The following is a 22,046-nucleotide window of genomic DNA, read 5'->3' on the forward strand; positions in this document are numbered from 1 at the left end:
GGTCACTCCTTGCCGAGTACGGCCCAGTCGAGCAGGCCGAGGAACGAGCGGTTCAGCGCGGCCGTGTCCGCGGCACGCAGCGGGTGGTGGCCGTGGAGCAGGGCCATGCCGTACAGGGCCTCCACGGCGGTGCCGGCGAGCGAGGCGTCGGGGAGCGCGGCGACGCGGCGCACCAGCGGGTTGCGGTGGTTGAGCACGAGGCGGGGACGCGCAGCGGGGACGACCTGTTCCATCGCGCCGAGCACGTCGGCCCACAGCTCGTCGCTGCCCTCCCTGGCCTCGCGCAGTTCCTCCTGGTGCTGGGCGGCGCGGCTGGTCAGGTAGAGGGCGGGCAGCGAGGCGGGGTCGAAGTCGCGCAGCACCACCTCGCAGCCCAGCGGCTCGAGCGCCCTGGCCGCCGCCGCGAGGAACGCCCGGACCGACAGCTCGGTGCCGGGGTCCACCGGTCCGAGCTGGGTGGCGAGTTCGGCGGGGTCGAGCCGGTCGACCCGGATCTCGGGGTCGATCCGCGGCAGGCGTTGCAGGATCTCGCTGTCGTAGACGTATCCGGCGTTGATCAGGCCCACGCCCTGGGCGCCCGCGACGGAGGAGAGCTGGCGGAACTCGTCCACGCCGGCCGTGTAGCGGCCGTGGGGGTGGCGCAGGCGGAACTGGGCGAGCGTCATCGGCCCGTCGCTGGTCTCGAACTCCAGCCAGCGGTCGACCAGGCGCAGCATGTCGTCGTCGTGCAGGGCGAGCGCCTTGACGCCGAGGTGGTGCAGGCGCAGGAAGCCGCGCAGCCTGGCCGGGTCGGTCTCGGCGAGGGCGACCAGCCATTCGCGGAGCCGGGCGCCGAGCACGGTGCGGGTGTGTTCGAGCAGGTCGTCGTCGTAGAGGGCCTCACGGCTCGCGGTGGGGCGCAACTCCCCCGCGTCGACGACGCAGCGGGCGAAGAACGCCCACTCGGGCAGCAGCCCTTCGGTGTTCTCGGCGAGCAGCATGCGCTTGAGGTAGACCCGGTGGGCCGACCTGACGGTCGGGTTGGCGGGGCTGGGCAGGATGAACGCGACCCCGGTGAGCCCGGCCTCGGGCACCGACAGGTCGACCACGTCGAACGGCGTGAAGCCGAAGGACTGCCTGCCGTACTCCATCAGCGCCGTACGGCGGGCGTCCGGCGTGGGGTGGGCGGCGAGCCACGGCGGGCCCTCGCCGCTGACCGGTGTGCCCGCGACGGTCACCTCGAAGGGGAGCAGCGAGCCGTAGAGGGCGGCCAGTTCCCGGACGGCCTGCTCGGTGACCCATTCGCTCGCGTCCTGGCGGGGTTTGAGCGTCACGGTGGTGCCGGGTTCCGCACGTTCGGCGGGGGCCGGGGCGACGCGGTAGCGGCCGTCGGCCATGCCGGTCCACAGCACGGTCGGGCCGCCCTTCGCCGACCGGGTCTCGACCTCGATCTCGTCGGCGACCAGGAAACCCGACAGCAGGCCGATGCCGAACTGGCCGAGGAACTCGTGGCGGGAGAACCCGAGCTCGTCGCGTTTGGAGGAGCGGCCGATCGTGGCCAGCAGGGTGTGGACCTCCTGCTCGGTCAGCCCGATCCCGCTGTCGTGGACGCGCAGCACGCCGTCGCCCAGTTCCAGGGTGATCCGTGCGGGCGCGGCCGGGTCGTCGCCGGTGCGAGCGGTGATCGCGTCGACGGCGTTCTGCAGCAGCTCGCGGACGTAGACCCTGGGGCTGGAGTAGAGGTGCCTGCTCAGCAGGTCGACCACTCCGCGCAGATCTACCTGAAAGGCGCTTTCCACCCGTTTCCCCCTGATCAGCGACAACGGGGAATCACCCTAGCGTGCTCAGAGATACGGCTTGAGGAAAGGTGCGAGCGCGCCGGAGCCCAGATACTTCTCCACGGTGTGGAAGTCGATCCAGTCGAGATCGACCATGCCGTCGTGGTCGACCCCCGTGAAGCAACTACGCAGAGCGGGCGGGATGGCCGCGATGTCGTCCTTGTCGGCGATGTTCACCCAGCGGGTCACCCCGTCGGGACGGCCTCCCTTGCCGGCCAGCGGGGCCGGCAGCAGGCGTTCGAAGACGACGTTCCGCATGCCGAGCGGGCTGCCGAGCGTGATCAGCAGCTCCACCTTCAGGTCGGGGTTGGCGTGCAGCGTCTCGTAGGCGACCACGCTGCCCAGCGAGTGCGCGATCACCACCTGGGGCCGGTTGCGGCGGATCACCTCGGCCACCGTCCGCCTGGCCGCCGACCTCGCGGGGCCGTTGGCGCTCTCCAGGTAGACGGCCACCTCGGGGCAGAACAGAGTGGCGAACTCCGCCGCCCGGCGCTCCAGCTTGCCGAGCAGGAACTCCGTCGCCCAGCGCAGGGCGCCGGTCAGCGACTCCCCCGCCGCGTCCCTGACCCCGTCGAGCTGGGTGGCCCAGTCGAGGAAGACCCGCTGGGACTCGGCGTCCATCGCCCGCGCCGGCCTCGCGAGGCTCCGGCCGGGTGCGCACAGGTGGTGCGCGTAGTAGGCGATCTCGGTGATGTAGCTTTCACCCCGGTGCGCCGTGCCGCCGGGCAGGCCCGCGTGCAGATAGCGGTTCCACTTGGTGCGAACCGCCTCGGCCGCGCCGGAAACGGACCGGCCCGCATCCTGGTAGTACCGGTATTTACCGATTCCGTGTACGCCTACGATCGTCGCCACCGTCTCGTCCTCCCGCATGTTTCCGGAAATGTACGGCTAGCAACCCACGCGCATACGATGCCGGACCGGTGACACCGCCACAAGAGATGAAACTTAACCATTTCATCACTGCGTAAGAGGCAGAACAGCCACCGGAAAGCAACGAACCATCTCAAGCCTGGACCGCAGAAACCTTTGTCTCCCGCAAGCATGCCGACTGTGGTTCTTACCTGCGCCGGAACCCTCAACCCGCTGCCTTTCCTCCGTCCGCAGACAGCGAGGGACACCCTGCACCTGGCGTCTCGGCGACTCTTGAGCGAGGCCCGATGAAACAAAAAATGCAAAACACGGCGTCAGGATGCCGTCCGCCGGGACTTGCCCCGCCGCGCGACGAGAGAACCCACGGTCTGCGCCGCAGCTTATGCCTGTCGTGCCGGCTTTCTGAGCACTTCGGTGAGAGCCGAGATGCTGTGGTCGCCGTGGCCCGCCTCGGCCGCCCGCCTCACCAGGTCGTGCAAGGGGGCGAGCCAGGCCGTGTCGACGTTCGTCTCCTTGGCCAGGTCCTCGTCATGGGCCGCCCCGGCGAGGAAAAGGTTCACGGAGGAGGCGGCATCGGCGTAGTCTCCGCTGTCGATCTCCTTGGCGTAGGTCGGCAGCAAGGACTTGATCATGTCCAGCCACTTGCCGGCGAACCGCACCATCGAGTGCGCCTCAAGCCCGCGCGCCTGGACCGCGGCGGCGCCCTGGAAGAAACCGACCAGTGCGGGCAGCAGGATGGCGCCCACGGCCATCTCATACAGGGCGGCGAGGTCGGTCTCATCGCCCAGGTGCACGGTGTCGCCGCCCAGCACCTTCAGGGTCGTCTCGAACTCCTCGAAGACGGTCTTATCACCGCTGTAGTACAGCAGGGTGTCCGGCGCTCCCACGGCCGAGGGCACGTTCTTGACGGCCCCGGCGAGGAACCGGGCGCCGTGGCCGACGGCCCAGACGGCCGTCTCGCGGGCGCCGACCGGGGAACCGCTGTTCAGGGTGACAAGGGCCCGCCCATGCAGGGACGCGACGGCCGGCTCCAACGCCAGCCGAGTGTCATCGAACGTGGTCAAGCAGGTGATGACCAGCGGACTTGCCGTCACCGCATCCTCGATGGCCTCCGCATGCTCGGCTCCCATGGCGATCAGGGGTGCGGCTTTGGCGGCGGTCCTGTTCCAGACAGTGGTCGGGTGCCCGGCCTTGACGAAGGCCTCGGCCAGTGCCGTGCCCATCGAGCCCAGTCCGATGACGGTCACCGGTGTCGGGTGATTTCCAGTCATGTGCGTACTCCAGTCAAAGAGAGAACAGGAAGAGGTGAGCGTGCCGCCTTCGATGCCGTCGGTGGTCGCGGGGCGGCACCTGATCCATGCTGGAGCTGAGCAGACATTTCATCAAGTACCGACAATTTTGTCGGGTACTCACAAAGATGTAAGTATGGGTGGATGAAGAAGACGAAGGAGCGGGCGTTCACCTGCGGGCTCGACGCCGCCATCGCTGTCATGGGAGGCAAGTGGAAGGGGCTGATCCTGTTCGCGCTCCAGGATGGCCCCCTGCGCTTCGGGGAGCTGCGGCGCGCGGTCGCCGGCATCAGCGAGCGGGTGCTGATCCTGCAGCTCCGGGAGATGGAGACCACCGGGCTGCTTCATCGCGAGGTCTATCACCAGGTCCCGCCGAAGGTGGAATACTCACTCACCGAGTTCGGTCACTCGCTCAACACCGCGATGGCGTCGCTTGGAGAGTGGGGCGAGGAGAACATCGAGCGCATCGAGGCCATCCCCTGGGACCAGGTCGGGTGACCGGCGCGGACAGATCCGCAGGCCGCATCCCTGGACGACTTCACCACCGCCCCGGCGGTGGTCCTGGACCGACATTCCCGCGTGGGTACCCCATGGCCGCCGCCCTGGTCACCGATTTCGCGCGGATTCCGGAGAAGAAGCGGAATTTGTGCGACTGATATTCAGCGACCCCGGCCGTGCGGGCACTGTATGTGGATCGGGAATACATAGCCCCGACCGGTGGGGCACATCCTGCTCGAAGAAATTCGCCCAGAGCCGGTCCGACTTACTTCACCATTGATACGCGTACTGATCCCAGTCCGGGTACCAACCGGTGCCGTAGTAATTCCAGGTGTCCGAATCAAGCAAGGCGACGTGCCCGCCCCAGTAGACGCTCTCCTTGAGCTGGAACACCGCCCACCAGCCGGTGTCGGGCTGTGGATCGCGGCTGGTCCGCTCCGCCTTCGACTTGAACCAGCTCCACATGTTCCGAGCCCGGATCGGTCGTTTCGCCGGAGTGTAGCAACGAGCATGGATATGCGGGTTGGGAGGCCGCAACTCGGTGTATCCCGCGCGTATGAAGGCGTCCGACAGGAAGTGGGCGCAGTTGTTCGCAAAAGCGTCGCCCGCGGAACAGCTGTCCGTCCAGTATTCCGCCACCGAAGAGAGCGCGGGCACGCGTGCCGGCGCCTCCATCACGGACTTGGTGGCAGGGGAGGGCGCGCCGGGCCGCTGCCTGGGCACGGGAGGGGCGATGTTCTCCATCGCCACCATGTCCGCGCCGACCGTCGCGGGGGACGGCGCTCCGTCGACCTCGACGGATTCCGGAGCGGCGATATTCTCCATGCCCACGGTGAAGGGGGATGAGGAATCCACGATGAAGGAACTGATACGGAACGCCTGAGCACCCTCCGCCACCCAGAGCCGGACCCGCTCCCCGACGTTCTCCCGCTTCTTGATATCCGCCTTGGCGAAGGAGTAGATGAACTGCGGCGACTGCACCAGAAGCATATGGTCTCGACGGTTCATGTCGTCAGTGGCATAACCCTCGAAAGGCACAGCAGGAGATTCCATTTTCTGCGCCTTCTCGATCAGCGAACCGAGATCGGTGTCCTGCTGACTCATTAGCTCTCCTCGCCACAGGGCCGCCATGCGCCGGATTCACCCGTGGCATTCCTGGGCAGGCGCACGGTCAAGCGCATCCATCAAATGATGTATGCCCGACCCAAAACGGCAACTAACACCATAATTCAAGTCTTAGCAACCGATCGACCCAAATAGCCGAACTATGGTCGAATAATCTACTCGACCTGGGCATAACGGCATCCGTCTCGCTCCCGATCGCCGGCGTTCACGACCTGGTCTCAAGGCGGATCACCGGCGGGGGGACCCGGCCTTCCGCCGGCCCTGGTCGGCGACCTTCCCCGCGGGCATGCCCAGGCCGGCGCTGATCCGGCTCCAGGCCCGGAGCCGGATCAGCGCGGTCGACGCAGGCGGCCGGGGTCAGCTCCCCGCGACGGCCGGGCGCAGCACGACCGGAAGGGTGCGATGACCATTGGCGATGAAGGAGTCCAGCGGCTCCAACTCCTGTGCGGGAACGGCGAAGGCGAGGTCGGGGAAGCGGGCGAACAGCGACGAGAGCGAGAGGGACGCCTCCAGCCGGGCCAGCGGCGCGCCCAGGCAGAAGTGGACGCCGTGGCCGAAGGCCAGATGGTCTCGGCGGGTGTCACGCGTGAGTACGAACTCCTCGGCGTCGGGCCCGTGCTGGCCGGGATCCCGGCCGGCGGCCGCGTAGCCGGCGAGGATCGCCTCTCCCTTACCGATCACCAGGTCGTGGGGCGCGAGGGAGATGTCCTCGACGGCGTACCGGAGTGGCAGGCTGGCCACCGGCGCCTGCCAGCGCAGCGTCTCCTCGATCACGTCGTCCCAGGAGGCGTGCCCGGCGCGGACGAGTTCACGCTGGTCGGGATGGGTGAGCATCGCGCACAGCGCGTTGTCGATCAGGTTGACGGTCGTCTCGTGGCCTGCCGCGATCATCAGGAACAGGGTGTCGATGAGTTCGGCCTCGCTGAGCCGCGAACCGCCGTCCTCGTCGCGCGCGGCGATCAGGTCGCTGGTCAGGTCGTCGCCGGGAGACTCGCGCTTGGCCGCGACCAGGCCGGTCAGGATGGCGTAGGCCCGCTGCTGGGTGGCCAGGGTCTCCGCCGCGTCGGCGGAGGTGTGGAAGACGCCGTCGACGACGCGGCGGATGTCGTCACGGGAGCTGTCCGGCAGGCCGAACAGCTCGGCGATCACCCTCATCGGCAACTGGTAGGCGAAGGTCTCCCGGAGGTCGGCACTCTGTCCGGGCGTGATCGCGGCCAAGTCGTCGAGAAGGTCGTCGGTGATCTGCTGGACGCGGGGGCGCAGCGCCTCGATGCGGCGCGGTGTGAACGCCGCGGAGATGAGCCTGCGCAGCCGCCTGTGGTCGGCGCCGTAAGCGGTGAACATGTTCGTGACGGCGACCCAGGTGTACAGCGGCCAGTCCTGCGGGATCTTGCCCTCGATGAAGGGAGGCCAGTGCCGGCGCGGGTCCTTGGAAACCCGTGGGTCGGCGAGCAACCGCTTGAGCAGCTCCGGATCGGTTACCGCCCACGCCACCACGCCGCCGGGGAGCTCCACCGGCGTCGCCGGACCGGCGGCACGAAGGCGGGCGGCTTCACCGTGGATGTCGGCGCCGGTCGGGTCGATGGCGAAGGGGCAGGTGACTGCGTCATCCATGTGCTGGCTCCAGGGATCGGTGAGGGAACGGGAACGAAGTGCACGGGCAACGCCGTCAGGGCCCGGTGGAAGGGTCCGGGCCGCCACCGCAACCGGGACGCGGGGACGGCGAGTGCCACGTCCGGGACACGGTCGAGGAGCCTCTCGATCGCGACGGCGGCGATCAGGCGGGCCAGGTCCTTGGCGGGGCAGGCGTGCGGGCCCGCGCTGAACGCCAGGTGGGCGCGGTTACCCGCCCTGCTCGCCGACAGATTCAACGCCGGATCGGTACTCGCGGCGGCCAGGCTGATGACGACCGGTTCCCCGGCACGAAGGCGCACCCCCCGCAACGAGACATCGTGCCGGGGGTAGTGAACGGCGTAGTTGGCCATGGGCGGGTCCTTCCACAACACCTCCTCCAGTGCCGCGTCGACGGGCATGCTGCCGCCGGACAGGCTGCCGGCGAACCGGTCGTCGGACATCAGGAGCCGCATCGCGTTACCGATCAGGTTCTGCACCGGTTCGGTCCCGGCCGCGATGAGCAGCGCGCACTGGTGGATCATCTCCTCGTCGTTCAGCCGCACGGGGTGGGCCATCAACCAGGAGGTCACGTCTGGTCCCGGCCGGGCCCGTTTGACGGTGATCAGGTCGACCATGTACTGGGTGAACTGCGCATCGCCTTCGGCCGCGCCGTCGCCGCCCTCGAACATCTTGGCCAGCGCGGTGACCAGCTGGACGCTGTCCGCGTCGGCTCGGCCGAAGAGCTCGTTGAGGGTCAGCAGCGGCAGGACCGCGGCGTACTCGGTCAGGAGGTCCGCGTGGCCGCGGGAGGCGAAGGCGTCGATCAACCGGTCGGCGTGGCGGGAGACGGAGCGGCGCAGCGCGTGCGGGTCGATGCGGTGCAGGCTGTCGGTGATCGCCTGACGGAAGCGGACATGGTCGGGTGGGTCGGAGAACAACGCGTTGGGCCGGTACCCCATCAACGGGATGACGGGGCTGTCGTCGGGAACCTCTCCGCTTTGCCGGGCTCGCCAGTTGCGCGGGTCCTTGGAGTAGATGTGCGGGTTGCGTAGCACGTCCAGGGCGGCGTAATAGTCGGTGACGAGGGTGGCGCCCACCCCGGGGGCGAGTTCAACCGGCGCGGCCGCCCCGCGGGAACGCAGTTCGGCGTACACGCCGCCCGGGTTGGCGGCGAACTCGGGGCTGTACAAGGGGGTGCCCCAATGATGGTCATCGTGTGCGGGACAGCCGGGGGGCGGGCCGGAACCTGCGGGATGGTGGGTGGTCACGGGTGCTCCTTGGTGGCACGGGCGTGAAGGTACTGCACGAGGGTGATCAGCGCGGCGCCGGCGGAGGCGCGGTCGCGGGCGTCGCAGACGACCAGAGGCGTCTCCTCCAGCAGGTCCAGGGCACCGCGCACCGCACCGGTGTCGAAGGCGGGCACGCCGTCGAACTGGTTGACGGCGACGGCGTACGGCAGGCCGTACTCCTCGACCATGTCCATGACGGGGAAGGACGCGTCCAGGCGGCGGACGTCGGCCAGCACCAGTGCGCCCAGCGCGCCGTAGGCCATGTCGCGCCACAGCCGCTGGAAGCGTTGCTGCCCGGGGGCGCCGAACAGGTACAGCACCAACCGTGGGTTGAGCGTCAGGCGCCCGAAGTCCATCGCGACAGTGGTGGTGTCCTTGCCTGTCACCCCGGCCAGGTCGTCGACCAGGGCGCCGGCCTGCGTCATGATCTCTTCGGTGCGGAGCGGAGGGATCTCCGACAAGGCGCCCACCAGAGTGGTCTTGCCGACGGCGAAGTGCCCCACGATGAGGATCTTCACCGCGCGCTCCACCGCGTCGCCGAGATAGACGGCCCTCGGGCGACCGTCAGACCAGGGCGCGGAGCCCATCGAGTACCTCCTGCAGCAGTTGGATGTCGGGACGCGTCGCGGGAGACGCGGGCGCGCGGGTGACGATGTGGCCGGAGTCGGTCAGATCGCCGATCAGGACCTTGGTGACGGCGACGGGAAGCGCCAGATGCGCGGCGATCTCCGCCACCGACAGGGCCCCACCCCGGCACAGCGCCAGGAGGCTGCGCTTCTCCGGGGAGAGCCCCGCCTCCGGACCGCCTGACGGCTTGTCATCGACGGTGATCACAAGCGACACCAGGTCGAAGGAGATTCGCGAGTGGGCGCGGCCACCGGTCACCACATACGGCCGCACCAGGCCACTGTCGCGCCGGGGCGGCCTCATGAAAGTCTGCCGGCACCCTGGCGCGGCGGGCTGGTCATCTCCTTGCCCAGCCGGTCGACGAGTTTGTGCATCCGGTAGGTGACCACCTCCAGGTCCGCGGCACCGGTGAACGACACCGCCAGGTAGCTGCCCAGGCCGGCGGCGATGGTAAGCACGTAGCCGTCGGCGAACTCCACCAGGGTCTGCCGCCACGGGGTGTTCGGTTCGTCGGCGCAGAACTCCGCCGTGGCCCGGCTGAGGTTCTGCAGTCCGGACAACGCGGCCGCGTAGGTGTCGGCCTGGTCGCGGTTGATTCCCGCCGAGTGCGCCTGCAGCAGCCCGTCGGCGGTCAGCAGGATCGCGTGCCGCACGTGAGGGGTGTTGACGACCTCGTCGAGCATCCAGTTGTTCGAGTCATTCACCGGGGGCATTCCCTTCGGGCGGGGTGGACGTGCGGCCGGCTCGCGTCCCGCGTTGGAAGGCGCCCATGACGGCGGCGGCCTGCTCCGGGCGTTGCCGGGCGACCGGCGCAGGGGTCGGCGGCGCCTGCAGGTCCGGGAGCGCGTCACGGCGGCGGCGTTGGGGGAACTCCCCCGTCCGCAGCGGCGGCTTCGAGGCGGCGTTGTTCTCCGCCGGGGCCGTCAGGACGGGTCCGTCGTGCACATTCAGGTGCGTCAGCAGCGGGTGCGGCAGGTAGAGCACCGCCCGCACCCCTCCGTAAGGCGACTGGGAGTCCACCGACACGGTGAACCCGTACCGCTTGGCGAGCACACCGATGACCGAGAATCCGAACTGCGGGGGGTCGCCGAGCCGGGTGACGTCCACGGAGCGGGAGCCGGAAAGCAGCCAGGCCGCCCGGTGTTTCTCCTGCTCGTGCATGCCGACGCCGCAGTCGTCGATCACGATGACCGCCCCGTTGTGCGTCGGGTGGATGTTCACCTGGACTTCCGTGCTGGGGGGCGAGTGGCGGGCGGCGTTGTCGAGCAGTTCGGCCACGGCCAGCACGACGGGCTCGACCAGCCGGTCGCTGAGCGCGATGTCGACCTGCGCGATGGTCTTGACCCGCAGATAGTCGCTGATGCGCGAGGTGGCGCCGCGCACCACGTCTTCCAGCGTGGCGGCGGCCCGCTGCCGCCCAGGCCAGGCCCCGCACAGGACCGCGACAGCCTGCGCCCGCCGCCCGAACTGGGCGTTCGCATGGTCGATCTTCAGCAGGTCGGCGAGAATGCCCGGATGGTCGTAGCGGTTCTGCATGGCCGAGATGACCAGCTGCTGGTCGCTGGCAAGGCTCTGCAGGGCACGCATGGTGGTCATCAGCGCGGCTCGGGCCGACTGGTCGGCGCGAGCCAGCGCGGCGTTGACGCTGTGCGTGAACTGCTCCACCACCCGCTGCTGGCTGTGGCCGTACGGCGAGTCGGCGATGCTCTCGTGCAGCGGGCCTGGCACCTGCACGGATTCCTCGTGCAGCGACTCCGCCAGCGCGGGGAGGCGGACCTCGGCCAGGTGCCGCGCCTCCAGATCCCGGGCGCGCAGATCACCCCTCAGTGCGGTCGCGTGCCGGCGCGAGGCACTGGCGATACGCCGCTGGTGCGCCACGGCGACGACGGCGAGCAGCAGGCCCACCGCCAGGCACCACACCAGCACCTCCAGTATGGGACGAGACATAGAATCCTCAACGTCGATAGGTGAACGGGCCTCGCAGGGACCGGCGACGACGCCGGTCGGCGACGCGAACAGGTACCGGATCGCGATCGGCCTCGGCGGGTACGGCGGCGCGGGGCGACCGGGAGACTCGACGCGAACGGGGCGCTCCGGACGACCGCTCGGATCCGCCGCCGCACGGTCGTCTCAACCGCCGGCCGCCAGGTCACGATGATCCGCCTGGGAGACCACCGAACCACGCCGGTGGTCCCACTGCCATCTCGCAACCCTCTTCCAGCACGTCATCTCTGTCCAGCGGCGTCCATTCACCGGCACCGCGAGGCGCAGGCAACGCCGACGCACTTCTGGACGGTCACTTCCTTGATCAAATCTCAACGGTGGCAATTATGGACCATATGATGACAAAAGTAAATGCTAACATGTCAGGCATTTCAGTCCAAATAAGACATATTCACACACGGGCTGGGGTGCGCCGCCTGGCAGCCGCACGTGGCCCGGGAGTCCGGCACCCGCGCCGGGTCCGCCCGCCGTCGCAAACCCCGCCACCTGGCCAGACCACGAGCGGAGACCGGCCGGCGGCAGACGGGAAGACGTCCTGCGATCTGGCGACGGCGTGAAGCGCGCCATCGACGTCGCCGCCGCCCACCCGAACATCCCCGGCCAGAGGGTGACGAGCCCGTGGCTCATGATCCGGACGACCGCCAATTACCGCAAAGCCAATAAACATCCGTACGGAAAGGCATTTCCGTCGAAATATCCATTAAATATCCTCCAGATAATACGCCGGGAAGCGTAATTCCCTGCCTGGAATGGCAGCCGTGGGCGGTCACCATCGTCCGCACCCCACGCGGTCCACGTGGGCGTACGATGTGCGGATCTTGGACGTTGGGATGGCGTCCGGTGGGGAGGTACGGGCATGAGTTTCCGGCTGGCGGCGTACGCCGTGTGCATCGAGGATGGGCGGGTGCTGCTCGCCCGTTACGTATCACCCAAGGGCGAATCCCACTGGACTCTACCGGGCGGCAGGGTCGAGCACGGGGAGGACCCGTTCGACGCGGTGATCCGGGAGGTCGCTGAGGAGACCGGCTGCGACGCGGTGGTCGAACGCCTGCTGGGCGTGGACTCAAGGGTGATCCCCGCGGCCGAACGCACCATCCCCGGCGGACCGGAGCACCAGAATGTCGGCATCTTCTACCGGGCCCGCATCACCGGCGGCCAACTCCGGCCTGAGCCGAACGGCGAAACCGCCGAGTCGGTCTGGACCTCGATCCCCGACGTCGCCTGCCTGCGCCGGTCATCGCTGGTCGACATCGGCCTCGCCCTGGCCCAGTCCCTTCCGGCAACGGGCCACGTCGCTCCCGTCCCGGCCGGCGGCCTGATCCAGCACTGAGGCCACCACCGACCTCCGCTCAGCCCGCTCGACCGTCATCCGGCTCACCTGATCGGCAGGACGGGCCCTGGCGATCCGGCTGACTCGATCGAGGGCGGCAGCCATTCACCGCACCTACGCGGCGAGCATGTCGAAGTGGAACCCGATGACGACCACCAACGATCATGAGCAGCCGCATGCCGATTTAACCATTTGGTCGCTGGGTAGGGGCAAAGGTTAGGCTTATAAAGCCGACAATCTGGAGGAATCACCCGTCATGCCCGGTTCGCTCGCCATTAATGGCACGCTCGTCATCCCGGAGAGCGAGCTGAGCTGGCGGTTCTCGCGTTCCTCGGGCCCGGGTGGGCAGGGTGTCAACACCACGGACAGCAGGGTCGAGCTCAGCTTCGACCTCGCCGCCACCGAGGCCCTCGACCCCGCGTTGAAGGCCCGCGCGCTGGAGCGGCTCGCTCCCCGGCTCACCGGCGGGGTGCTCACGATCGCCGCCTCGGAGTTCCGCTCCCAGCTCCGCAACCGCGACGCCGCCGAACAGCGGCTGGCCCAGATCATGCGCGAGGCCGTCGCGCCCCCGCCCAAACGACGCCGCCCCACCAAACCCAGCAGACGGGCCGTGGAGCGCAGAATCACCGCCAAGAAACACAGATCCGACATAAAACGACTCCGCCGTGACCTTTAAAGCACAACCCAAAATGCCATTCGATTGGCGGCTGAGTGCCGCCCTGAGGGGATGAGGGACGGATGTCGCTGCGCCCGAGCGTGCGTGCCGTACTTCTGGAAGAGGACCGCCTGCTCCTCTTCCGCCGTACCGTGCCCGGCCTCGCGCTCTACTGGTCGGCGCCCGGCGGCCACGTCGAACCCGAGGACGCCTCGCTGGAGGACACCCTGCACCGCGAGATGTTCGAGGAACTCGGCGCCACCGTCGGCGCCGTCACCCCGCTGACCACGCTCACCTGCCCCCGGGAGGAGGGCGTGAAGACCCAGCACGTGTACGGCTGCCGCCTGGTCACCATCGACGCCGCCCTGCGCTGCGGCCCCGAGTTCGACGACCCCACCCGGGGCGTCTACGAGGTCGTACGGCTGCCGCTGGACCCTGAGGAGATCACCGCGATCAACCTCGTCCCCCACGAACTGCGCGCCTACCTCTCCGGCGTCGTCACCCGCCTGCCCGAGCTCATCCCCGGTTAGGCGGGCTCCCGGCGGTCCTCCATCTCCCAGAGGTGGTCGATGACGTGCCACGCGATGCGGCGGGCGGCGTAGGCGTGCGGCCAACCGCCCGGCACGAGCGGGCCGCCACCGGACGGCGTGGCCAGCCGTCCCGCGATGTCGCCGCGCATCGCCGCGAGGGCCGTGTCGTCGCCGAGCGGGAACGGCCGGTGCCGTACGCCGATCTTGCGGGCATAGGCGCGCTCGGCCTCGATCACGTGCGCCGCCATCTTGTCGCGGTCGCGCCCGCCGCCCCTCGGGCCTTTGCGCAGCTCCTCCGGCGAGCCCGCGGCCACCTCGGCGAAGACCTCCCACGCCGCTTCGACCAGCGCCGTCATCCGCCGGGCCGCCTCGGCGCCGACCGGCGCGCCGTCCGCCTCGGGGATCGCCTCCGGCGCGCCGAAATCGGTGGTCGTGCCGCCCTTCACCCGCTCGGCCACCTCAAGGTCGCCCGGCTCGAAGGACAGGCCCGCCCGCTCGGCGATCACCCGGTAGCGCGGCGCGTACTCGGCCAGCGCGTCGAGGGCGGCCTCCTCCGAGCCGCCGATCCGGCACCATCCCGCCCAGTCCAGGGAGCACGCGAAGACCTTCTTCGGCCCCAGCTCCAGATACACACGTGACATATCCGCAGGATGGCACGCCGGAGTGACAGGTCCTGGCAGGTATCAGTCGAGCATCGGCATGAGGTCGGCCACCGAGTCGACCATCAACGACGGGCGGAAGGGGAAGCGGTCGACCTGCTCCTTCGCGGTCACCCCGCTGAGGACCAGGATGGTGTAGAGGCCGGCCTCCATGCCCGAGACGACGTCGGTGTCCATCCGGTCGCCGATCATGGCGGTGCTCTCGCTGTGCGCGTCGATGGCGTTGAGCGCGCTGCGCATCATCATCGGGTTGGGTTTCCCCACGAAGTACGGCTCGACGCGGGTGGCCTTCGTGATCATCGCCGCGACGGAGCCGCAGGCGGGCAGGGAGCCCTCGGCGGACGGGCCGACCGGGTCCGGGTTGGTGGCGATGAACCGGGCGCCGTCCTCGATCAGCCTGATCGCCCGGGTGATCTGCTCGAAGCTGTAGTTGCGGGTCTCGCCGAGCACCACGTAGTCGGGCCTGAGGTCGGTGAGGATGTAGCCCGCGTCATGCAGCGCGGTGGTGAGCCCCGCCTCGCCGATCACGTAGGCGGAGCCACCGGGACGCTGGTCCTGCAGGAACTTCGCGGTCGCCAGGGCCGAGGTCCAGATCGCCTTCTCCGGCACCTCCAGCCCGGCGGCCCGCAGCCTGACCACGAGGTCTCTGGGCGTGTAGATCGAGTTGTTGGTGAGGACGAGGAAGCCGCGGCCCGAGTCACGAAGCCGGCCGATGAACTCCTCGGCCCCGGGCACGGGATGCCCCTCGCGCACGAGCACGCCGTCCATGTCCGTCAACCAGCTCTGAATGGGCTTTCGCTCGCTCACACCGCTCCCCCCGTGACGCTACGTTCCGGCGAAACGCAATACTACGCACCTGGCCGACCGGACCACTCGCGGGAAGAATGCACACTATGTCGCTTCTTACCGCCGCCCACGACCTGTCAGATGAACTCATCCGGCTCCGCCACGAGCTACACGCGGAGCCGGAGATCGGGCTGCATCTCCCGCGGACCCAGGAGAAGGTCCTGCGCGCCCTCGACGGCCTCCCGCTGGAGATCGGCACGGGCACCTCGTCGAGCGGGGTCACCGCGGTGCTGCGCGGGGGCAGGCCGGGACCCGCCGTGCTGCTGCGGGGCGACATGGACGCGCTGCCCGTCCAGGAGCGCAACGACCTGCCGTACGCCTCACGCTTCGACGGTGTGATGCACGCCTGCGGTCACGACCTGCACACCACGATGCTCGCGGGCGCGGCTCACCTGCTCGCCGAGCGCAGGGACGAACTCGCCGGGGATGTGATCTTCATGTTCCAGCCGGGTGAGGAGGGGCACGACGGAGCCAGGCACATGATCGACGAGGGTGTGCTCGACGCGGCGGGCGAGCGGGCCGTGGCCGCCTACGCGCTGCACGTCATCTCCACCATCATCCCGCACGGCCTGTTCGTCTCGCGCGGCGGCCCGATGCTCGCGGCGGCCGACACGGTACGGGTGACCGTACGCGGCAAGGGCGGCCACGGTTCCACCCCGCACCTGTCGCTGGACCCGATCCCCGCCGCCTGCGAGATGGTCACCGCGTTGCAGACCATGGTGACCAGGGGGTTCGACGTCTTCGACCCGGTCGTGGTGACCGTCGGGGCGTTCCACGCGGGCACCGTGGAGAACGTGATCCCCGACGAGGCCGTCTTCCAGGCGACGATCCGCACGTTCAGCCCGCGCAACCGGGAGGCGATCAAGACACGGGTGGCCGGGTTGGTCCACGGTGTCGGCGCCGCGCATGGGCTGGACGTCGACGTCGAGTTCGGCGTCGGCTACCCGGTGACCGTCAACGACACCGGCGAGACCGACTTCGCCGGCGAGACCGTGACCGAACTGCTCGGCCCCGGCCGCTACTTCGTCGCGCCGCAGCCGATCGCCGGGTCCGAGGACTTCTCCTACGTGCTCGAGCAAGTGCCGGGCGCGTTCATCGCCCTGGGCGCCTGCCCGCCGGAACTCGACCCGGCGACCGCCGCCTACAACCACTCCGCCGAGGCCCTCTTCGACGACGGGGTGCTGCCCGACGGGGCCGCCCTCTACGCCACGCTGGCGCTACGCCGCCTGGCCGGTTAGCGCCGGTTAGAGCCCGGCCAGGGCCGGTTAGAGCCGGTCAGGGCCGTCCCCCGCGTGCCGCCCGAAGCGGCGAGCCGAACCAGAGCGGTGACCACCTCGTAGTCGAGGGAACGCGGAAGTCAGGGCCGGTCAGGGAGCGAGCGCCGTCAGGGCCTCCTCGGCACGGCGCATCGCCTCCGCCGGCTCCAGGCCGGGGATCTCCGGATCGAAGTTGAGGTCATGGAAGACCTCGGTGACCCCCCTCACCGCGAGATCGGCGACGTCCTGGCGGATCTCGTCGTAGGAACCGGTCAGCGGCTGCCGGTCGGCGGCTCCGGCCGGGCGCACGGAGGTCACCCCCCGGCAGACGATGCGCAGCGCGTCGGGGTCGCGGCCGGCCTTCCGAGCCGCCTCCTTTACTATGTAGATTCGCGACTCGATGCCGGCCAGATCCTCCCGGCTGGAGCTGACCCACCCGTCGGCGATCCGCCCGGCCCGCCGCAGCGCGACCTCGGCCGCTCCGCCGAGCAGGATGGGCGGCGCGGGGTCCGGCTTGGGATCCTGGTGCACGGGCGGCAACCGGTAGAACTCCCCCTCGTGCTCCACCTCCTGCTCCGACCACAGGGCCCGCAGCACCTCCACGAACTCCTCGCCGCGCGCGCCGCGCCTGCCGTACGGCAGGCCCGAGGCGGTGAACTCCTCGGGCAGCCACCCCAGCCCGAGCCCCGCGGTGAGGCGGCCACCGGAGACGTCCTGCAGGGTGGCGAGCTGTTTGGCCAGCAGGGCCGGGGAGGAGAACGGCATGTTGAGCACGGCCACGCCCAGCCTGATCCGTTCCGTGACGCCCGCCAGGTAGGCCAGGGTGATCAGCGGATCCTGCACGCTCCGGTAGGTCGGGCCCATCTCGTGCCCCACGGGGTAGAGCAGCCGCTGGAAGGTCCACACCTCGTGGTAACCGAGTTCCTCGGCCCTGGTCGCGATCCTGGCCATGTTGGCGGGGGTCGCCCACGCCCCGGACACGGGCACTCCGAAACCAATCTTCATGAGGACCAATCTAGATTGGGACGGTGAGTGAATCCCCCAACGGCCGGCCGCCCGTGCTGGCCAACCTCCGTTACCGGGAACACGCCGACGCCCTCAACGGGCTCGGCGTGGCCGAGACCTTCGCGTACATCCACCACGCCAACCTGTGGGGCAGCGAGGAGTCGACCTCAGGGGTTGGCTCCGAGCTCGACGCCACCGCGACCCTGCGGGAGCAGGTGCCCGCCCTGCTCGACCGGGTCGGCGCGCGCAGCCTGCTCGACCTGCCGTGCGGCGACTTCGGCTGGCTCAGCACGACCCCGCTGCCGCTCGACTCCTATGTGGGCGCGGACATCGTGCCCGACCTGGTCGAGCGGAACTCGGAGAAGTACTCCGGGCCGGGCCGCGCGTTCACCCGGCTCGACCTGACGGCCGACCCGCTCCCCCGGGCCGACGTGGTGCTCTGCCGTGACTGCCTGGTCCACCTGACCTACGACCAGATCTTCGCCGCCTTCGCCAACCTGCGGCTGAGCGGCTCGCGGCGCCTTCTCACCACCACGTTCGTCGATCTCACCGCGAACCACGACATCGCCGTCGGCGACTGGCGCCCGCTCAACCTGGAGTTGCCGCCGTTCGGCCTGCCGGAACCGCTGGAGGTCATCATCGAGGGGTGCTCGGAGGAGGGCGGAGCCTACGCCGACAAGGCGCTGGGCCTGTGGGACGTCTCCGCCCTGCCCGGATGACGCCCCTGCAGCTCGACCTCGCCGCCATCGGACGCAAGCACGCGGCGACGGCCGGCACGCCCGCCGTCGTCGTCCCGACCCGGCCCGACGTGGAGATCGTCCGGGTGGGCGAGGTGGTGGTGAAGGCGCACGCGCCCGGCATGGACGCCGCCGCGCTCACCCCGAGGGTGGCCGCCTCCGCCCTGCTCGGCGGCATCATGCTGACCCCGCTGGTGACCACGGTGCAGTGCGCGGGCGGCCGGCTGGCGACGGTGTGGCCCGCCGGTGTGCCCGTCGACCCGGCCGACCCGGACGCCGCGCCGTGGGAGGAGGCCGCGCGGCTGCTCGCCGCGCTGCACGCCGTACCTCTGTCGCGTCTGCCCGTGCTGCCGCCCGCGGGCGGGCCCGCGCGGGTCGCCCAGCGGGTGGCGGTGCTGGCGGACGGCGCGGCGGAACAGGTCGTGCGCGCCGCCGCCCGTGCCCTGCCTCCCGGGGCCGCCGCCGACGGCGCCGCGCACGGCGACTGGCACCTGGGCCAGCTCGTACGGCACGGCGGCGGCTGGCTGCTCATCGACGTGGACGATCTCGGCTACGGCGACCAGGCCTGGGATCTGGCCAGGCCGGCGGCGTGGTTCGCGACCGGCCTGCTCGACCCGGACGTGTGGCTGCGGTTCCTGGGGGCCTACCAGGAGGCCGGCGGCCCCGCGCTGGCCGGGCTCTCCGACCCGTGGGAACGGCTGGACGGACCGGCCAGGGCCCTCACGGTCCAGCTCGCCGCGACGGCGCTGGCGAAGGCGAGGGAGCAGGGACGGCCCGTCGACGAGGTGGAGGAGATCCTCATCGACGCGTGCGGCAGGATCGCGGGCCGAACTAGCCGCTCGCAGGACTCGATCACGCAGTAGGTTGTGCTCAGGCAACCAGAGCCAAGGGCAAGGAGACGGTCGATGCAGTGCCCTAAATGTCGGGGGAACATGCGCACGTACGAGCGCAACGGCGTGCACATCGAGCAGTGTGAGAACTGCCGAGGGATCTTCCTGGACTACGGCGAGCTTGAGACGATCACTCGCATGGAGTCGCAGTACTCTCAGCAGCACATGGCTCCCCCGCCCGCGCCCGGGGCTCCGGCCTGGGGCGCGCCGCGCGGTGGCCACCGCCACGGCGGTCACCACCAGCGGAGCTGGGTCGGGATGCTGTTCTCCAGCTGACCGCCCCTGAGAACCGCGGCCTCGCCCGCCGAGGCCGCGGTCTCCACTGCCAAGTCACCCGGGCCGACCTTCATCAGCCCGGACACCATCGCAGATCGACATCGGGGTCATCCGGGCCGAACTCCCGGCCCTGCCGAGTCCGTGGCCGCCCCCGCGGATCAGGACGGGAAGTCACCGGGGTCGATGTCGCTGGTCCTGGCGTTGCCGCCCTTGATGCGGTGCAGGGTGATCCGCCAGTTCTGCCAGCGGACCTGGGTCGCGGTGTAGGTCGTCTTGAACCTGAAGGAGTCCTCGAAGCGCTGGAAGGAGCACGACCGGGTGAAGGCCTTCTCCTTCGAGTCCCAGTCGACACCGGTGGTGAAGTAGACGCGATACTTTCCGTCGCGCACCCCCGGCACCGTGAACTTCCCCTTCTTGCGCACGTAGACGCTGATCGCCTTGCTCTTGCCGCGCACGAGCGTCACCACCGCGTCGCGCGAGCCGCCATTCGTGATCTTGAAGCTGCCTCTGCCGTTGCGCCGTTCACTGCGGACGTAACGGCCGCTCGGCAACCTTCGGCTGCTCTGCTTGGGCGCCTTGACGCTGACCACGTCGGCGGGATAGTCGCCGAGGGCCTCGCCCGCCTCCTGCAGGGCCTTCAGCTCGCCCGACTTGCCGAGCCTGGCCAGCAGTCCCGAGGCGGTGCAGACGGATCGGGAGTCGACCGCGCCGCGGGCGTCGCCGAGCTCACCGGCCAGGCCGCGCAGCGCGCTGACGTAGGCCGCGTGCTGCGCCTGCACCTCGGGCGGCGCCGCCAGCGCGGCCAGGCTGTCGGCAGCCTCGCCGAGCGCGTCCTCCGCGTCGCCGACGCGCCCGTCGAGGGTGCTCAGACGGCGCGCGTCGGCCAGCTTATTCAGGGCGTCGCGAACGGGCTTGCGCACACCGTCGATCTCCGCCCGGTACGCGTCGGAGGTCAGCGTGCTGGGCGCTGGGTCGGGCGCCGGGGTCGCGGCCTGCGGGCCGCCGGGACCGACGGTGCCCGCGACCGTCGCGGCGCCGGGCGGCGGCCCGGCGCTCTGGTTCGAGGTGCAGGCCGTAAGGGTGAGCGCGGCGACGGCCAGGAGGCAGGGAAGCGCACGGGGGGCAGCCATATCTGCAAACTATCGTCCGGTTGATCACCCCGCGTCAATCACGCTTCGGTCATACCGTTCTCCCCGGCTCTCCCCGGTGTGCGGGCCGCCACGCCGGGGAGAGCCAGACCCGGCGTGACCGTGCCGGAATCAGCCCTCCCGCAGGACCTGCAGGGAGCGCGGGCGCTTGGTGAAGACGACGGGTGAGTGGGTGATGAACGTCTCGCCGTCGAGCTCCAGGCGGTGTCCTCCCGGCAGCGGACCGAGTGCGAGCGTGTCGGCGGTCCACCTGCGGTAGTGCCGGGACAGCCCGAGCCGTCCGCCGATCACGCTGGTGAGGGCGCGGAGCCGGGGCAGCCGCCGGGCGGCGAGGAGCAGCCGGACGTCCAGCACGCCGTCCTCCAGGCGCTGCCGCCGCACCGGGAACGGGTCCCGCGAGTCGTAACGGCAGTTGCCGACGAACAACAGCCAGGCCCGGTACGGCGTGCCGTCGACGGTCAGGTCCATCGGCGCGGCGTCCCCGGCGAGCACCTCGGCCAGCGCCCACAGCAACGCCGGGAGCCTGCCGATCCGGTGCTGTCTGGCCTCGCGCCTCGCCGCCAGGCCGGGATGGAGGCCGAGGACGGCGTGGTTGACGAAGACCTCCCCGGCGACCTCGGCGACGTCGACCGACACCGCGTCGCCCGACCGGTAGGCGTCGACCGCCTCCAGCGGGGTCTCGATGCCGAGCGTCCGCGCGAAGTGGTCACCACCGGTTCCCGAGGGGATCACGAGCAGCGGCCTGCCGTACCGCACGGCCTGGGCGGCGCCGGCGCGGACGGCCGCGTCGCCGCCCGTCACCGCGATCACCCCGGCCTGCGCCGCATGTTCGCCCAGGGGGCCGGAGACGAGCCTCGCCTCGGGCAGTTCGTCCGCCAGCAGGTCCGCGGTCTCCCCGTCCGCCCCGCCCATCGTCGCGACCAGCCCCCGGCCGTCGTGGTCGACGTCCGCCAGCGGCGCGGTGGTCACCGCGCGGGCCCGTCCCGCCTCGGCGGCCTCGGGCCACAGCCGCCGGGTCAGCAGCCCGGTGGCGACCCCGATCCCGGCCCCGGCGAGCACGTCGCCCGGGTAGTGCACGCCGGTGTAGACCCGTGAGAAGCAGACGGCGGCGGCGACCATCGCGACCGGCACCGCGATCCGTCGCGGCGCCTCCAGCGCCACCGCCGTGGCGAACGCCGCCGCCGAGGCGGAGTGCCCGGAGGGGAAGGACGCCGACGACGGCATCGCCAGCAGCCGGGCGAGCGGCAGGTCCACCGGCGAGGGACGGGCCCGCCCGAACGCCTGTTTACCGGCGAGATTGACCAGCGGGCTGGCCAGGCTGACCGCCAGCAGCCCCCGGGTCGCGGCCCGGCGCAGCCCGCGCCGCCCGCTGAGCGCGAACCCCGCCGCCATCCCGGCCCACAGCAGTGAGTTGTCCGCCGCCCGTGACAACCACGGCAGCGCCTCGCCGCCCGGCCAGTGCGCCCGCGCCACGGCGGTGAACACCCTCCGGTCGAGACCGCCCAGCAGGGACCGTATCCGCATGAAGAGACCCTTCCCGCGTCAACTGTCGATGAACGACTCCTCGATTCTCCCTCAGGC

At 70.2% G+C, this 22,046-nt stretch carries 23 protein-coding genes; 8 read left to right on the forward strand and 15 right to left on the reverse strand.

Annotated features, from left to right (window positions below; genetic code table 11):
• Positions 1-2 precede the first annotated feature (2 nt).
• The 3 genes from MBA17_RS29960 to MBA17_RS29970 all read right to left on the reverse strand — a co-directional run bounded on the left by MBA17_RS29960 (position 3) and on the right by MBA17_RS29970 (position 3,958).
• A complete protein-coding gene (locus MBA17_RS29960) occupies positions 3-1,778 on the reverse strand; it encodes an HSP90 family protein (protein WP_238500086.1) in 1,776 nt (591 codons plus the stop codon).
• A gap of 45 nt (positions 1,779-1,823) precedes the next feature.
• Positions 1,824-2,669 carry a hypothetical protein gene (locus MBA17_RS29965; protein ID WP_238500087.1) on the reverse strand — a complete coding sequence of 282 codons (846 nt, stop codon included), beginning with the start codon at positions 2,667-2,669 and terminating at the stop codon, positions 1,824-1,826.
• Positions 2,670-3,067: 398 nt separating this feature from the next.
• The gene (locus tag MBA17_RS29970; protein ID WP_238500088.1) at positions 3,068-3,958 is read right to left on the reverse strand and encodes an NAD(P)-dependent oxidoreductase; all 891 of its coding nucleotides are present in this window, start codon (positions 3,956-3,958) and stop codon (positions 3,068-3,070) included.
• Between the two features lie 162 nt (positions 3,959-4,120).
• On the opposite strand from MBA17_RS29970, the gene MBA17_RS29975 reads away from it, so the two are divergent.
• Positions 4,121-4,474: a winged helix-turn-helix transcriptional regulator gene (locus tag MBA17_RS29975; protein ID WP_238500089.1), complete on the forward strand. Its 354-nt coding sequence runs from the start codon at positions 4,121-4,123 to the stop codon at positions 4,472-4,474.
• Between the two features lie 270 nt (positions 4,475-4,744).
• Here the strand turns inward: MBA17_RS29975 and MBA17_RS29980 are convergent, their stop codons facing one another.
• From MBA17_RS29980 to MBA17_RS30010, 7 genes are all read right to left on the reverse strand, one after another.
• A complete protein-coding gene (locus MBA17_RS29980) occupies positions 4,745-5,578 on the reverse strand; it encodes a hypothetical protein (RefSeq protein ID WP_238500090.1) in 834 nt (277 codons plus the stop codon).
• A gap of 378 nt (positions 5,579-5,956) precedes the next feature.
• On the reverse strand, positions 5,957-7,114 hold the full coding sequence (locus MBA17_RS29985) for a cytochrome P450 family protein (RefSeq protein ID WP_455432886.1): 1,158 nt from the start codon (positions 7,112-7,114) through the stop codon (positions 5,957-5,959).
• On the reverse strand, positions 7,078-8,481 hold the full coding sequence (locus tag MBA17_RS29990; RefSeq protein ID WP_238500091.1) for a cytochrome P450: 1,404 nt from the start codon (positions 8,479-8,481) through the stop codon (positions 7,078-7,080). Before MBA17_RS29990 ends, MBA17_RS29985 begins: the two co-directional genes overlap by 37 nt.
• On the reverse strand, positions 8,478-9,089 hold the full coding sequence (locus MBA17_RS29995) for a GTP-binding protein (protein WP_238500092.1): 612 nt from the start codon (positions 9,087-9,089) through the stop codon (positions 8,478-8,480). Before MBA17_RS29995 ends, MBA17_RS29990 begins: the two co-directional genes overlap by 4 nt.
• Positions 9,067-9,402 (reverse strand): DUF742 domain-containing protein, encoded by a 336-nt coding sequence (locus MBA17_RS30000; protein ID WP_238500093.1) that lies wholly within the window; start codon positions 9,400-9,402, stop codon positions 9,067-9,069. Before MBA17_RS30000 ends, MBA17_RS29995 begins: the two co-directional genes overlap by 23 nt.
• 26 nt (positions 9,403-9,428) lie before the next feature.
• Positions 9,429-9,833: a roadblock/LC7 domain-containing protein gene (locus MBA17_RS30005; RefSeq protein WP_238500094.1), complete on the reverse strand. Its 405-nt coding sequence runs from the start codon at positions 9,831-9,833 to the stop codon at positions 9,429-9,431.
• Positions 9,826-11,076, reverse strand: coding sequence for an ATP-binding protein (locus MBA17_RS30010; protein ID WP_238500095.1), 1,251 nt, complete (start codon positions 11,074-11,076; stop codon positions 9,826-9,828). The genes MBA17_RS30005 and MBA17_RS30010 overlap by 8 nt, the downstream gene beginning before the upstream one ends.
• 913 nt (positions 11,077-11,989) lie before the next feature.
• Here MBA17_RS30010 and MBA17_RS30015 point away from each other — a divergent pair.
• The 3 genes from MBA17_RS30015 (at position 11,990) to MBA17_RS30025 (ending at position 13,648) form a co-directional block, all read left to right on the forward strand.
• On the forward strand, positions 11,990-12,463 hold the full coding sequence (locus tag MBA17_RS30015) for an NUDIX hydrolase (protein WP_238500096.1): 474 nt from the start codon (positions 11,990-11,992) through the stop codon (positions 12,461-12,463).
• A gap of 256 nt (positions 12,464-12,719) precedes the next feature.
• The gene (gene arfB, locus MBA17_RS30020) at positions 12,720-13,139 is read left to right on the forward strand and encodes an alternative ribosome rescue aminoacyl-tRNA hydrolase ArfB (protein ID WP_238500097.1); all 420 of its coding nucleotides are present in this window, start codon (positions 12,720-12,722) and stop codon (positions 13,137-13,139) included.
• Between the two features lie 62 nt (positions 13,140-13,201).
• On the forward strand, positions 13,202-13,648 hold the full coding sequence (locus MBA17_RS30025; RefSeq protein WP_238500098.1) for an NUDIX hydrolase: 447 nt from the start codon (positions 13,202-13,204) through the stop codon (positions 13,646-13,648).
• Here MBA17_RS30025 and MBA17_RS30030 read toward each other — a convergent pair.
• Both MBA17_RS30030 and MBA17_RS30035 read right to left on the reverse strand, forming a co-directional pair.
• A complete protein-coding gene (locus tag MBA17_RS30030; protein WP_238500099.1) occupies positions 13,645-14,289 on the reverse strand; it encodes a hypothetical protein in 645 nt (214 codons plus the stop codon). The two genes, MBA17_RS30025 and MBA17_RS30030, sit on opposite strands and share 4 nt — an antisense overlap.
• 42 nt (positions 14,290-14,331) lie before the next feature.
• Positions 14,332-15,114 carry an HAD-IIA family hydrolase gene (locus MBA17_RS30035; RefSeq protein WP_238500100.1) on the reverse strand — a complete coding sequence of 261 codons (783 nt, stop codon included), beginning with the start codon at positions 15,112-15,114 and terminating at the stop codon, positions 14,332-14,334.
• Between the two features lie 86 nt (positions 15,115-15,200).
• On the opposite strand from MBA17_RS30035, the gene MBA17_RS30040 reads away from it, so the two are divergent.
• Positions 15,201-16,391 carry a M20 metallopeptidase family protein gene (locus tag MBA17_RS30040; protein WP_238500101.1) on the forward strand — a complete coding sequence of 397 codons (1,191 nt, stop codon included), beginning with the start codon at positions 15,201-15,203 and terminating at the stop codon, positions 16,389-16,391.
• A 129-nt stretch (positions 16,392-16,520) separates the two neighbouring features.
• Here the strand turns inward: MBA17_RS30040 and MBA17_RS30045 are convergent, their stop codons facing one another.
• Complete coding sequence (locus MBA17_RS30045; RefSeq protein ID WP_238500102.1) at positions 16,521-17,414, reverse strand: TIGR03619 family F420-dependent LLM class oxidoreductase; 894 nt, start codon at positions 17,412-17,414, stop codon at positions 16,521-16,523.
• Between the two features lie 23 nt (positions 17,415-17,437).
• Between MBA17_RS30045 and MBA17_RS30050 the strand changes: the two genes are divergently transcribed.
• The 3 genes from MBA17_RS30050 to MBA17_RS30060 are packed head-to-tail and all read left to right on the forward strand — an operon-like array spanning position 17,438 to position 19,317.
• Positions 17,438-18,133 (forward strand): class I SAM-dependent methyltransferase, encoded by a 696-nt coding sequence (locus MBA17_RS30050; RefSeq protein ID WP_238500103.1) that lies wholly within the window; start codon positions 17,438-17,440, stop codon positions 18,131-18,133.
• Complete coding sequence (locus MBA17_RS30055; protein WP_238500104.1) at positions 18,130-19,014, forward strand: phosphotransferase; 885 nt, start codon at positions 18,130-18,132, stop codon at positions 19,012-19,014. The genes MBA17_RS30050 and MBA17_RS30055 overlap by 4 nt, the downstream gene beginning before the upstream one ends.
• Before the next feature lie 42 nt (positions 19,015-19,056).
• On the forward strand, positions 19,057-19,317 hold the full coding sequence (locus MBA17_RS30060) for a TFIIB-type zinc ribbon-containing protein (protein WP_238500105.1): 261 nt from the start codon (positions 19,057-19,059) through the stop codon (positions 19,315-19,317).
• A gap of 158 nt (positions 19,318-19,475) precedes the next feature.
• Here the strand turns inward: MBA17_RS30060 and MBA17_RS30065 are convergent, their stop codons facing one another.
• Positions 19,476-20,447, reverse strand: coding sequence for a hypothetical protein (locus MBA17_RS30065; protein WP_238500106.1), 972 nt, complete (start codon positions 20,445-20,447; stop codon positions 19,476-19,478).
• A gap of 129 nt (positions 20,448-20,576) precedes the next feature.
• Positions 20,577-21,989, reverse strand: a complete 1,413-nt coding sequence (locus tag MBA17_RS30070; RefSeq protein ID WP_238500107.1) for a bifunctional phosphatase PAP2/diacylglycerol kinase family protein — start codon at positions 21,987-21,989, stop codon at positions 20,577-20,579.
• Positions 21,990-22,046: the final 57 nt, after the last annotated feature.

It is taken from the genome of Dolomitihabitans soli (assembly GCF_022213955.1).
GTDB classification, from domain to species: domain Bacteria; phylum Actinomycetota; class Actinomycetes; order Streptosporangiales; family Streptosporangiaceae; genus Streptosporangium_A; species Streptosporangium_A soli.